Origin of the sequence: Bradyrhizobium lablabi (genome assembly GCF_900141755.1) — a bacterium.
GTDB lineage: Bacteria > Pseudomonadota > Alphaproteobacteria > Rhizobiales > Xanthobacteraceae > Bradyrhizobium > Bradyrhizobium lablabi_A.
Window position 1 is genome coordinate 775,942 of record NZ_LT670844.1, and the last position, 12,525, is coordinate 788,466.

Annotated in this window: 14 protein-coding genes; 4 read left to right on the forward strand and 10 right to left on the reverse strand. The window is 62.1% G+C overall.

The features are described from left to right. Window positions 1-297 precede the first annotated feature (297 nt). Complete coding sequence (gene gltS, locus B5526_RS03725) at window positions 298-1,509, reverse strand: sodium/glutamate symporter (protein WP_079536980.1); 1,212 nt, start codon at window positions 1,507-1,509, stop codon at window positions 298-300. Window positions 1,510-1,774: 265 nt separating this feature from the next. On the opposite strand from gltS, the gene B5526_RS03730 reads away from it, so the two are divergent. Then, window positions 1,775-2,629 (forward strand): transglutaminase family protein, encoded by an 855-nt coding sequence (locus tag B5526_RS03730; protein WP_172841961.1) that lies wholly within the window; start codon window positions 1,775-1,777, stop codon window positions 2,627-2,629. Window positions 2,630-2,720: 91 nt separating this feature from the next. Further along, window positions 2,721-3,599: a transporter substrate-binding domain-containing protein gene (locus B5526_RS03735; protein ID WP_079536984.1), complete on the forward strand. Its 879-nt coding sequence runs from the start codon at window positions 2,721-2,723 to the stop codon at window positions 3,597-3,599. Window positions 3,600-3,781: 182 nt separating this feature from the next. Here B5526_RS03735 and B5526_RS03740 read toward each other — a convergent pair whose 3' ends face one another. Genes B5526_RS03740 through B5526_RS03750 form a run of 3 tightly spaced genes read right to left on the reverse strand, consistent with a single transcriptional unit; the run spans window position 3,782 to window position 6,513 of the window. Then, window positions 3,782-4,450, reverse strand: a complete 669-nt coding sequence (locus B5526_RS03740) for an amino acid ABC transporter permease (protein ID WP_079536986.1) — start codon at window positions 4,448-4,450, stop codon at window positions 3,782-3,784. Window positions 4,451-4,497: 47 nt separating this feature from the next. Then, window positions 4,498-5,742, reverse strand: coding sequence for an NAD(P)/FAD-dependent oxidoreductase (locus tag B5526_RS03745; RefSeq protein ID WP_244562191.1), 1,245 nt, complete (start codon window positions 5,740-5,742; stop codon window positions 4,498-4,500). A 12-nt stretch (window positions 5,743-5,754) separates the two neighbouring features. Beyond that, window positions 5,755-6,513 (reverse strand): SDR family NAD(P)-dependent oxidoreductase, encoded by a 759-nt coding sequence (locus B5526_RS03750; RefSeq protein ID WP_079536987.1) that lies wholly within the window; start codon window positions 6,511-6,513, stop codon window positions 5,755-5,757. A 261-nt stretch (window positions 6,514-6,774) separates the two neighbouring features. Here B5526_RS03750 and B5526_RS03755 point away from each other — a divergent pair, with 261 nt between their 5' ends. Next, the gene (locus tag B5526_RS03755) at window positions 6,775-7,110 is read left to right on the forward strand and encodes an antibiotic biosynthesis monooxygenase family protein (protein WP_172841962.1); all 336 of its coding nucleotides are present in this window, start codon (window positions 6,775-6,777) and stop codon (window positions 7,108-7,110) included. Window positions 7,111-7,129: 19 nt separating this feature from the next. Here B5526_RS03755 and B5526_RS03760 read toward each other — a convergent pair whose 3' ends face one another. The 6 genes from B5526_RS03760 to B5526_RS03780 all read right to left on the reverse strand — a co-directional run bounded on the left by B5526_RS03760 (window position 7,130) and on the right by B5526_RS03780 (window position 11,682). Continuing rightward, window positions 7,130-7,456 carry a hypothetical protein gene (locus B5526_RS03760; protein WP_154071116.1) on the reverse strand — a complete coding sequence of 109 codons (327 nt, stop codon included), beginning with the start codon at window positions 7,454-7,456 and terminating at the stop codon, window positions 7,130-7,132. A gap of 172 nt (window positions 7,457-7,628) precedes the next feature. Continuing rightward, window positions 7,629-7,760, reverse strand: coding sequence for a hypothetical protein (locus B5526_RS39375; RefSeq protein ID WP_283807599.1), 132 nt, complete (start codon window positions 7,758-7,760; stop codon window positions 7,629-7,631). A 181-nt stretch (window positions 7,761-7,941) separates the two neighbouring features. Then, complete coding sequence (gene gor / locus B5526_RS03765; RefSeq protein ID WP_079536989.1) at window positions 7,942-9,327, reverse strand: glutathione-disulfide reductase; 1,386 nt, start codon at window positions 9,325-9,327, stop codon at window positions 7,942-7,944. Between the two features lie 119 nt (window positions 9,328-9,446). After that, entirely contained in the window at window positions 9,447-9,971 is a 525-nt protein-coding gene (locus B5526_RS03770; protein ID WP_079536990.1) for a DUF2059 domain-containing protein, read from the reverse strand. A 25-nt stretch (window positions 9,972-9,996) separates the two neighbouring features. Beyond that, a complete protein-coding gene (gene rpiA / locus B5526_RS03775) occupies window positions 9,997-10,695 on the reverse strand; it encodes a ribose-5-phosphate isomerase RpiA (RefSeq protein ID WP_079544673.1) in 699 nt (232 codons plus the stop codon). 150 nt (window positions 10,696-10,845) lie between these two features. Beyond that, on the reverse strand, window positions 10,846-11,682 hold the full coding sequence (locus B5526_RS03780) for an SDR family NAD(P)-dependent oxidoreductase (protein ID WP_079536991.1): 837 nt from the start codon (window positions 11,680-11,682) through the stop codon (window positions 10,846-10,848). Window positions 11,683-11,767: 85 nt separating this feature from the next. On the opposite strand from B5526_RS03780, the gene B5526_RS03785 reads away from it, so the two are divergent. Continuing rightward, entirely contained in the window at window positions 11,768-12,454 is a 687-nt protein-coding gene (locus B5526_RS03785; RefSeq protein ID WP_079536992.1) for an HAD family hydrolase, read from the forward strand. Window positions 12,455-12,525: the final 71 nt, after the last annotated feature.

Sequence of the window (12,525 nt, forward strand, 5' to 3'; positions counted from 1 at the left end):
TCGCGGCTCCAATTGTTGCCGCGTCATAGAGCCCTTTTGTAAAGGCCTGATGAACTGAAACCGCCCTAGCCGCGCTCTGTTTTGGACTTCGACTGCCGCTTCGGCTCGGGCTGCGTATTACGGACGGCCTCTGCCAGCATCTCGCGCAGCTCAGCCTTGGTTTTCGCGGGTTCCCGCGTGAGGGATTTTTGCCATTGGGTCATCAATTATATGTGGGGATTCGAAGGGGGAATTAAAGCCCCCTGGAACTGCCCGCTTAGGCGGCCAATCGCTGTCCCAAAATTCGTACGCGTCAACTCAAAGAGCGAGAAACGCCTTGATCGCGATGACATTGATGATGTCGACGAAAAAGGCCGAGACCAGCGGCAGAATGATGAAGGCGTTTGGTGACGGCCCGTAGTGCTCGGTCACCGCGGTCATGCTCGCGATCGCGGTCGGCGTCGCACCGAGGGAAAGGCCGGTGAATCCGGCACTCAGGACAGCGGCCTGGTAGTCCCGGCCGAGCAGCGGGAACAGCGCGAGGACGATGAACGCCACGGCCGCCACCGCCTGTATGGCGACGACAACAAGCAGGGGCCCGGCGATTTCGGCCAGGGTCCAGAGCTGCATGCTCATCAACGATATCGCGAGAAACACCGAGAGCGCATAATCGGAAATGAGCGCCAGCGACGGCGTGCGCGCGGGCCACGGCAGCTTCGGAAAGATCAGCGGCACTGTGTTGGACAGCACGATGCCCATGATAAGACACGGCACGAAAAGCGGCAGCTTGATACCCATCTCGGTGATCGGCCTGTGCACCAGATATCCAAGGATCACGGCAATATTGATCATGAGCAGCGCGTACATGAAGCTGGACTTGTCGATCGGTTTGGCGTCCGCCTTGGGCGCTGTGTCTTCGGCGCCGGCCGCAGCAATCCCGGCGATCAGGTTTTGGCGCTCGATCAGGAATTTTGCAACCGGCCCACCGAGCAGGCTCGCCACGATCAAACCCAGCGTCGCCACCGCCGCACCGGTTTCGATCGCCGCGGGAAATCCATGCTCGGCCGCAATCGCGGGCGCCCAAGCGATTGCCGTGCCATGCCCACCGACGAGAGCGATAGATCCCATGATCACACCCGCCGCCGACGGCAGGCCGAACAGCGAAGCGCCGAGCATTCCAACCACATTCTGCAGAAAGACGAAAATCGTCGTCAGCACGCACAAGACAATCAGCGCTCTGCCGCCGGCGAGCAGATCGGACAGTCGGGCGTTGATGCCAACCGCCGCGAAGAAGATGACCAGCAACCTGTCACGGGCAATCATCTCGAAGCCGATTGCCCAGCCGGTTGCGGCATGAAAAACCCACAGGACAACCGCTGCAAGAAATCCGCCGGTGACCGGCTCGGGGATGTTATAATTACGCAGAAAAGCCAAGTTTCGTGTTACGATCACGCCGGCGAAATAGACGACGACACCGAGAGTAAGCGTCAGGAAATCCGGCGCTACAAGCGAATTGGCGGCTGGTGTCATGATGCCCTTCCTGCTGTCGACCGGATTTCGGTTAGGGCCGCGTAGAAGTTTATTTCATTATCGGGGCCGTTGAAAGTTGCGGTGCGGAGCACCGAAAGCGTTTCGGTAGAGGACGATGTCTATCGCCGTCTCGCCGACGGGCGGATATGCCGCGCTGGCGCGGGATCATGTTCTGACAGCGTGCGCCACCACGCACCATCGTATTCCATTCTCGCGTATTCCATTCTCGCGTATTCCATTCTCGTTCGGCAGAAGGAGTTGCACGATGAAACGCATCCGCATCATCCATAAGACCGAGTACTTTTACAATCAGCCCGTCACATTTGGCCCACATCGAGCGATGATGCGGCCCCGCGAGGGGCACGATGCTCATATCGCGAGAGCGCGCGTCAAGGTCGAGCCGAAGGCAGAAGTGAGTTGGCTGCGCGACGTCTACGATAATTCCATCGCCATTCTCACCTTCGAAGGGAAGTCCGACAAGCTCAGCCTCGCAAGCGAAGTGGACGTCGATCTTTACTACGACGCCCTCAACGAATGGCCGATCTCGCCAGATGCCCGTTCCTTCCCATTCCAATACCCTCCGGAAGAGCACATCGATCTGATGGTGTATCGCCTGCCGAGCTATCCCTATGATGGGCCGATACTTCACCGATGGCTGCGAGATCTTTATCAGCCCGGTCAGGTCATCAACACGATCGATCTCCTCAGCAATCTGAACACGCACATCTATCGGTCATTCAAATATGATGCCCGTGACGCGCTTGGGGTTCAGCTGCCGAACGAGACACTGATGCGCGGCAGCGGAACGTGCCGCGACTTCGCGGTGTTCATGATGGAGGCTGCTCGATATTGGGGATTCAGCGCGCGATTTGTCACCGGTTATATCCAAATGGCTGAGGGGCAGCATGGCGCCACTCACGCCTGGACGGAGATCTACATCCCCGGCGCGGGATGGCGCGGCTTCGATCCCACAAACAACAAACTCGTCAGCAGTGAACATATCCCCGTCGCTGTGTCGCGCGAACAGGAGAAGGCTTCTCCGCTGTCCGGTTCATGGGAGGGCCCGTCAGACGCCTTCGACCGGATGACGGTCTCGGTACAGGTCGTGGAAGCACCGTGATGCCAATCGCGTCACAGCGGTTAACCTCCAAGCTATTGCTGCATCGCGAGACGCACGCTAGGCTCGGCCAAGTGGGTAGCAGGAGGCACGCGTGACTACATCGGATGACAGCAAGATTTCGGAAGATCGCCGCGAAGCGCTGCGCTACGCCTTCGCGGTCGGCAGCGGAGCGGCGCTGGCCTCCGCGCTTACGAGCCCGGCATCGGCCCAGGCGAGCCCGGATAACACGCTCGATCGCATCCGCGCCAACAAGGTGCTGCGCATCGCGGTGCTGCCGGGAGAGCTGCCCTATTTCAACAAGGACCTCGCCACCGGGACCTGGTCCGGCTTTTCGATCGAGATGGCCAACGACATCGCCAAGCTGCTCGACGTCCAGCTCGAATACACCGAATCGACCTACGGCAATTCGATCCTCGATCTGCAATCGAACAAGATCGACCTCGGCTTTGCCCTCAACCCGACCCCACAGCGCGCTCTGGTCGTGGATTTTACCGCCACCGTCTTCCCGCATCCCTTTGGCGCCATGCTCAAGAAGGGTCTGGAAGCCAAGAGCTGGGCCGACATCAACAAGCCCGACGTCAAGATTGCGGTCGACGTTGGCTCCGCCAACGAGACGGTTGCCCGCCGCTTCGCGCCGAATGCGACCATCAAGTCGCTGAAGTCGCGCGACGAGGTCATGCTGGAGATGTCGTCGGGGCGGGTCGATTGCGTCGTCAACGCGCTGGTGCTTGGCCTGACGGCGATTGCCAAGAACCCGAACCTCGGCACCTACAAGATCCTGCAATCACCCTCGGTGGCGATTCCTTCCAGCATGGCGGTGCGGCGCGAACCCGACAAGCGCTGGCGCGACTTCCTGTCGGTGTGGGTCGACTACAATCGCGGCATCGGGCAGATGCGCGAATGGTTCGTCAAGGGGTTGTCGCTGGCGAACGTCAAGCCGGAAGACGTGCCGGTCGAACTCAACATCTGAGGGTCTTTGAAGCTATCTCGGACCTCATCCTGAGGAGCGGCGCCTTCGCCGCGTCTCGAAGGATGGCCGCGAGTCCGTATGTTGCGTCCATCCTTCGAGACGCTTGCTTCGCAAGCTCCTCAGGATGAGGTCCGTATTCTCCGTTATTCTGACGCGGACTTATGTGACGCGGCTTGACGGGCTCACGCCTTCTCATAAGTCAGGCCGCGCTCGAGCTTGCGTCCGACGAGCGTCGCCGGAAACAGGATCGCAAAGTAGATCAGGGCCACGATCGTATACACTTCCAGCGGCCGATAGGTGTCGGCGTTGATCAGGGTTGCGTTGTAGACGAGATCGGGAACGGCGATCACGGACACCAGCGAGGTGTTCTTCAACTGCGTCACCGACTGGTTGACATAGGGTGCCAGCATGGGCTTGAGCGCCTGCGGCAGGATCACCAATCGCAGCACGCGCCATGGTTTTAGTCCGAGCGCCCTCGCCGCGTCCCATTGTCCGCTGTGCACGCTCTCGATGCTGCCACGCACGATCTCGGCGTAAAATGCGCCGCCATAAAGCGACAGCACGCTGACGGCGGCGGCATGTGCCGGGATGTTCACCCCGAGCACGACCGGAAGCGCATAATAGAACCAGATGATCTGAACCAATAGCGGCGTGCAGCGGAACAGTTCGATATAGGCGAGCAGCAGCCAGTCGATTACCGGCAAGCGCCGGAGCCGCAGGATGCCGACGAAAAGGCCGATCAATGTTCCGAGCACGACGGTGCCGATGGTATAGGCGATGGTCCAGCCGAGCCCGAGCCAGAACAAGTGGCTGTATTTGCCGAGGATCGCAAAATCCCAAACGTAGGGCATGTCTGCTCCCGCTTAGAGCGCCCCTTGCGTTTGCCAATCGCCGGGCATCAGAGATAGCGGCTCGGCGAAAAGGCACTGACGTCGAAGGGTGGCGGCGTTCCGGTGATCATGGCCGCGATCGCAGCCCCCGTTGCGGGGCCAGTGGTAAAACCGATGTGCTGGTTGCCGAACGCCAGCCACAGACCGGAATGCCGCGGCGCAGGCCCGATCACGGGTAAGCTGTCCGGCAGCGTCGGCCGCGCTCCGCGCCAGGGTTCGCCGACGGCGTCACCGAATTCGACCACGCTGCGCGCGACCGCGACCACCTGATCGAGCTGCGCGAACGACGACGGCGCGTCGCGGGCGGTCAGTTCGACGCCGGAGGTGACACGGATGCCCTGCTCCATCGGCGTCATGAGAAAACTGCCTTCGGCGTCATGGATCGGACGCTGCAATGAACGTGCCGGATTCGGCATGAACTCCCGATGGTAGCCGCGTTCAAAGGCCAGAGGCACACGATAGCCAAGCGGCCGCAACAGGTCCGCCGACCAGGGTCCCAGCGCGACCACGACATGGTGCGCCGATATCGCGCCGTCCGCGAGCACCGCGCGCCAGCGCTCGCCGTCAGGGGTGATCGCCTTGATGTCCGACTGCCGGACCTCGCCGCCTGAGGAAGCGAACATCTTCGCGTAGGCCTTGACCACGGCGCCGGGCGAGTCGACGGAGGCCGTCTGCGTGTGCAACAGGCCCACCTTGTAGAGGGGCACGATATTCGGCTCGAGCGCGGAAATCGCCTGGCGGTCGAGAACCTCGCTGGCGATGCCATATTCGGCCAGAAACGTCTGCTCTTCCTTCGCCGCAGCGAGGGCGTCGCTGCGCCACGCCTTCAGCCAACCGGTCTCGCGGATGCGCTGCGCCGCATCCGCCTTCACGATCCATTCCCGATGCAGTTTGAGCGATTCGCCGATCAGCCCGTGCAGGGCGGTCGCCCGCGGTTTGACACGAGACGGTGCCGCATTGGCCAGGAAGCGGACGATCCAGTCGATATTCGCCATCGCCCAACCGGGATCCCAGCGCAGCGCCGCGTGCCGGTTGGTCAGGTAAGATGGCAGCGCGCTCCAGAGCGACGGCTTGTTGAGCGGCAAGATCGAGCCGCTACTGAGAATACCGGCGTTGCCATAGGAGGTTTCGCTGCCCGGCTCGCGACGATCGACGAGCACGACGGCCAACCCCCGCTGCCGCGCGGCATAGGCCGCGGACACGCCGACAATGCCCGCGCCCAGGACAATGACATCCACTGTTTGATCTTTCACCCTGTCCACCACCTACATCAGTGTAAGGCCGCCATCGACCGGCAACACGGCTCCCGTCATATGTCCGGCCTCCGGCGACAACAGAAAGGCGACCACCGCCGCCACCTCATTGGGGTCAGCCAATCGCGCGAGCGGATTGGCCTTGGCGGCCAATTGCCAGCCCTGCTGGTCCAACGCGCCCATTCGCCCGGCATCCTTGCGCGTGTAGCCGGGCATGACGACATTGGCGGTTGCGCCCGAGCTTGCGAGTTCGATCGCAAGACACTTGACCAGCGCCTCGAGCGCGGCCTTAGCCGCCGCTGAGGCCGGATAGGTCGCCTCGAGCGTGAAGCGATGGGCAACGAAACTAGAGATGGCGACGACGCGTCCCTGGGGTCCACGCGTCAGATCCGGCAGCGCTTCGGTCGCCAATTCGTGAAACGACATCGCCATGACGGCGAACGACCGCTTGAGCCCCGCGCGTGGCAATTGCGTGAAACTGCGGCGATCCGCAAACCCCGCGGCATGGACGATGGCGTCGATGCTGCCGAACGCGGTGCGCGTCGCGGCAACCAGCTCGGTTGCCGTCCCGGCATCGGCGAGGTCGCCGGTGTGGCAGGCGACCTTGGCGCCGGCAAGCTGACAGTCGCTCGCGACCGCCTTCAATCGCTCGAGCCCCGCGGCGTCGGCGCCTTGCCCATGCAACATCAGGCACTCATCTGGGCCGGCCAAGCGGCGCGCGACCGCCGCGCCGATCCCGATCCCCCCGCCGGTGATGATTGAAACGCGCATGGATCCTTGTTCTTGAACGGGTTTGCCCCGGCAAACTATAGGTCCCGCACGCGCGAATGCAAACCATCGCTGATGGCTTCGTGGGCCATTGCTTGGATGACCCCGGTGATTGCCCGACGGGTTGATCACGACTGCTGTTAGATGACGGTCTTCGGCCATGTATAGAATAGGATCGGCCCCCACGTTCCGATCCTATTCTACGTGGCATTTTTGGAGGGCCGGCTTTCATCCCGAGCCCCGCCAACTCAAGGAGCAGACGGCATGACCCAGATTTCTGCAAAGGGCGATGTGATCACCCTCATCAATGTGTTCACAGTCGAGCCGTCGAACCAGCGACGACTCGTTGCCCTTCTAACCGAAGCCACGGAGGTTTCGGTGCGTCAGGCACCGGGCTTTGTTTCGGCCAGCCTCCATCGCAGTACGGACGGCACAAAGGTCACGATGTATGCACAGTGGCGCAGCATCGAAGCGTATCAGGCGATGCGTCAGGATCCCGCCCCACTGCCGTTTCTTCAGGAAGCGCTCACGATCGCCACGTTTGAACCTGGCGTATACCAAGTCGTGCGAACCTTCACGCCCGTCGGCGAGCCGCGCTGAAATCACCCCACGTACGGCGTCACGTCTCGGCTTTGGCGGCAGCGGCAGAGCTCCAGAGCGAACCAGGATTGGCACGGTCAGGATAAATCTCGAGAACCCGGTCATAGAGTTCGCGGGCGGCGTCATTCAACCGAATGAAGTCACGGATATACTGGCGCGTCTCTTCGACATTTCGCGGACTATCATCGTTGCCGGGAATCTTATGTCCGGCAACGACTGCTAAAGGTTTCAGCGCGTCAATCCTGTCAAGCGCGGCAATCCATTGCAACCGGGTTTGCCTGTTCGATTCGTTGAGAAACGGGTGAATGCCGTTTAGCGCGGTACGGGGGGTTAGTGTATTTCGCATTGCGCGGAGGCGCCGCTATTGCCTCGGCCCAGGCCTTCTGCTGCGGGGTGAGCTGGTCCGGTGCCAGCGGCGCGAAGCGGAACGGTGTCATCCGCCCGGCTTACCGTGGGGCCCGTCATGACGAGCGCCAGGCAAAGCGCGATCGTCGAGCATTTCATCTGGTTTCTCCCTGCTAGAGCATGATGATTTTGAGTTGAATCGTCGCCTGCGCAAGTTCGATCACCTCGCCCCGCTTGCGGGGAGAGGTCGGATCGCGCAGCGATCCGGGTGAGGGGGATTCTCCGCATACGTTGTGCTTCAGCATTCGCGGAAACAGCCCCTCACCCCAACCCTCTCCCCGCAAGAGCGGGGCGAGGGAGAAGTCACCGCTGCGCCTCAACCTAAAGTCATCACGCTCTGGCCGCGGATTTTTTGTTTTGTTTTCCGCGAATCCTTCCAAGCTCAAAGCTTGGAAGACTTCAAGTCCGGGACGTTCGCGCGAAAGGCTACTCTGCGGCCTGCCGTACATGGCGCGCGGTGGGCGTGCGCATGGTCACGAGTTCTTCGGCGGCGGTTGGATGCAGCGCCATGGTGGCGTCGAAATCGGCCTTGGTCGCCCGCAGTTTGACCGCGATGCCGAGCAGCTGCACCATTTCGGCGGCGCCGTCGCCGACGATGTGGCAGCCGACGACGCGGTCGGAGATCCCGTCGACGACGAGCTTCATCAGCATCCTGGTGTCGCGGCCCGACATCGTCGCCTTCATCGGCCTGAACGTCGCCTTGTAGATATCGACATGGCTGAATTGCGCGCGCGCCTGCGCTTCGGTCAGCCCGACCGTGCCGACCTCCGGCTGCGAGAACACCGCGGTCGGAATATTCTCGTGGTCGACCTCGACCGGGCGCTTGCCGAATACGGTGTCGGCGAAGGCGTGCCCCTCGCGGATCGCGACCGGCGTCAGGTTGGTGCGATGGGTGACGTCGCCGATCGCGTAGATATTCGGCACCGAGGTCTGCGAAAAGCCATCGACCGCGATCCCGCCATTGTTCGGATTGATGGCGACGCCCGCCTTGTCGAGCCCGAGACCGCCGACATTGGGATGCCGTCCGATCGCGAACATCACCTGATCGGACGAAATGCTGGAGCCGCCGGTCAAATGCGAGGTGAACTCCTTGCCGTGTCTGTCGACCTTGTTGACGACGCAGCGGGTGAGGATGTTGATGCCCGCTTTTTCCATCTCGGCGCGGACGTGGCTGCGCACATCCTCATCGAAGCCGCGCAAAATGTTTTCGCCGCGATAGACCAGCGTCACGTCGGAACCGAAACCGGCAAAGATGCAGGCGAATTCCAGCGCGATATAGCCGCCGCCCTGGATCAGGATGCGCTTCGGCAATTCGCGCAGGTGAAAGACCTCGTTCGACGAGATCACGTGCTCGATGCCCGGTATCGCCAGCCCGTGATTGGGGGCGCCGCCGGTCGCGATCAGCACATGTTTTGCCGTCACGGCCTCGCCGGTCGCAAGCCGAAGCGTATGCGCGTCCTCGAACACCGCGCGGGTCTTGACGATGCGTGCGCCGGATTTTTCGACATTGGTGGTATAGGCGGCTTCCAGCCGCGCGATTTCGCTGTCCTTGTTGGCGATCAAGGTCGGCCAGTCGAAACTCGCTTGAGGAATGGTCCAGCCGAAGCCGGCCGCATCCTCGATCTCCTGGTGGATGTGGGAGGCATAGACCAGGAGCTTTTTCGGCACGCAGCCGCGGATCACGCAGGTGCCGCCCATCCGGTATTCTTCGGCGATCATGACGCGGGCGCCGTGACCGGCGGCGATCCGGGCGGCGCGCACCCCGCCCGAACCGCCTCCGATGACAAACAGATCGACGTCGTACTCAGCCATCTCTCATCCTGCCCGGATTCTTTTCTAACGCGTTTTCTACCGCAGATAAGTCTACGCAATCTGCGTGAACTTGATTGCTATGCGAACCGGCATCCACTTCGCTAGAAAACGCTTCGAAATCAGATTTGCTTGCCTCGCTTGCGCATCTCGGCGCGGAATTCACCGTTGATGGTTTCGCCAAATTGCTGCGCCCACTGGTTCATATAGGACATGCTGAACTGAATTGCCCGTGGCTCCGCGGTGAGCAGTTTCTGACCGAGCGGCGACTTGTAGAACGTCACCAGGTCCTTCAATTCCTGCTCGGTAAATTCGTTGGCGTAAACCTTCGCCATCCCCTCGCCGATTTCCTTCTCGCGGCCGGCGAGCTTCTGGGCGACGATCACGGCGACCTCATTGAGGTCCTTCTGATAGTTGAGGTTCGATTGCAGCAACTGGTCCTTGGTCTGCTGGACCAGATTGGGAACGGCGTTCGCATACATGGCGCTGGCGTTTTTCATCGCCAGAATTTCCTTGGCGGCCGCGATAGCCGCCGGAGATGCGTCCTTGAGCGGCGGCGGCGTCGTTTGCGCCCCGGCCGGGACGACGGTCAGAGCCAGTCCGAAGGCAAGGCTTGCGGCCGACAGGATTCTCGATAGACGCTTCATTCCAAATTCTCCTGAAATTGCGGGGTTACCGCCGTTCAACAACGCGAATTCCGTCAGCCCCCGCCAGCACCGCCATGCCGGCGAGACCGATGAACAGCCCGTGCTCGACGACACCCGGGATTGCCGCCAGCAATCCCGCCAGGCGCGGAGCATCGATTATCCGTCCGAGATGGGCATCGACGATCCAGTGGCCGCCATCGGTGACAAAAACGTGGCCATCTTTGCCCTTTCGGAGCACCATTTGCCCTGAAACGCCGCTTTCCGCAAATGCCCTGGCGATGGCGCGCTGCGTCGCCTTTAGGCCGAACGGGACGACCTCCACGGGTAGCGGAAAGCGGCCGAGCGCTTCGACCCATTTAGAGTCATCGGCGATCACGATCATGCGATCGGAGGCGGTCGCGACGATCTTTTCCCGCAGCAACGCGCCGCCGCCGCCCTTGATGAGATTAAGCGCGGGGTCGATTTCGTCGGCGCCATCGACGGTCAGATCGAGCCGGTCGATGTCGTCAAGCGTGGTCAGCCGAATGCCGCAGCGCAACGCATCGTCGCGGGTGGCCTCCGATGTCGGTACGCCGATGACGTCGAGCCCGGCGCGGACGCGCTCGCCGAGCAGTTCGACGAAATGTTTTGCGGTCGACCCGGTGCCGAGGCCAAGCTTCATGCCGTCGCGCACATGCTCCAGCGCGCGCGCCGCCGCCTGCCGTTTCAATTCATCCATGGTCAATTGCAAACGAAGCCCCGAAAGCTATTGGCAAAGAACTGCCGGCGATACCACCGCCGATCCGCCGGCCGGCGACATCAGGCGGAGCCTATCTAGCGTCGTTTTGGCCGCAGGAACAGCGCCATGCACCGCAAATGATACCTTTTGCGGGCACTAAAGCCCCGCCGGCTTGTCCATCGCCGCCATGATGGCGGCGAACCGCTCCTCGACGTCCTCGCGCATTTCCGGATGGGTGAACACGTAAAGCTCGTCGCCGCGGATCGCGGCGAGAACGCGCGCGGCGACCTCCGAAGGGTCGAGCCCGGCCGCCAGGCGCGCGGCGATCTCGGCGAGCAGCCGGCCGGCGGGGCTCGCCGGGTCCGGCGGCTGCGTCGCGCCGTAGCGCTCGGGCCGGTTGCGGCCGCTCTCGCCGATCCGGGTGCGGACATAGCCCGGACAGAGCACGGTCACGCCGATGCCGTGTGGCTTGAGCTGCATCGCGAGCCCCTCCGACATCCCGACCACGGCGAACTTGCTCGCCACATAGGGGCTGAAGCCAAGCCCGCCATTCATCCCGGCCATCGAGGCGGTGTTGACGAAGTGGCCGCCCTCGCCATGGCCGCGGATATGCGGAAGGAAGGTCCTGATGCCGTAGAGGACGCCGAAAAGATTGACGTCGAGCACCCATCGCCAATTGTCGAGTGAGATATTGTCGATGCCGCCGGCCGCCGCCACACCGGCATTGTTGCACACCACATGGACGTTTCCGAATGTATCGCAGGCCGCTTTCGCCGCGCGCTCGACGCTTGCGGGATCGCCGACGTCGCAAACGACGCCGTTGACGCCAGGCCCGACATTGTCCAGGCTTTTGACGGCGGCCGAGAGCGCATGGGTCTCGATATCGGCGAGCATCACCTTCATGCCGGCTCCCGCAAAGGCCCGGCCGAGCGCGAACCCGATGCCGCTGGCGCCGCCTGTCACGAATGCTGTTTTGCCGGCGAATTCGCGCATGATGATCCCCGCTCTCTTTTCCGAAAATAGGCCGGATGCCACATCCCTACTTGCATGATTGGGCGCGGACCGATAGCGATTTTCGATGACCACCGCCCGCACTATCGTATTCGATCTCGACGGCACGCTCGTCGACACCGCGCCCGACCTGATCAGCGCGCTCAACTACATTCTCGACCGGGAGGGTCTGCCCGCGGTCCCGCTGCATCTGGCCCGCAACATGATCGGCGCCGGCGCCCGCCGGCTGCTCGAACGCGGCCTGGAATTGGATGGCCGCTCGATAGGCCCCGAAGACATCGACCGGCTCACCAAGGATTTTATCGATTATTATGCCGCCCATATCGCCGACGCCTCGCGCCCGTTCGAGGGGCTCGAAGCGGCCCTCGATGATCTCAGCGCGCGCGGATATCGCTTTGCGGTTTGCACCAACAAGCTGGAATGGCTGTCGAAGCGATTGCTCGACCAGCTCGGATTGAGCGAGAGGTTTTCGGCGATTTGCGGCGCCGACACGTTTGGGGTCTCCAAGCCCGATCCGGCGATCCTGCAGCAGACGGTCGCGCGGGCGGGCGGCGTATTGTCGTCCGCGATCATGGTGGGGGATGCCGGCCCGGATGTCGGCGTCGCCCGCCGCGCCGGTATCCCCGTGATCGGCGTCGAATTTGGCTATACCGACGTTCCAATCGCCGACCTCAAGCCGGATCGGCTGATCGGCCATATGGCGGACCTGCCGGCAGCGGTCGAGAGCCTGATTTTGCATCGAAACGCCATCTAAGACATTGATTTATCGTCGATATTTTTTCTCGCCTATGCCGCCATTAACCATCAATTAACGACGCGGGCCCG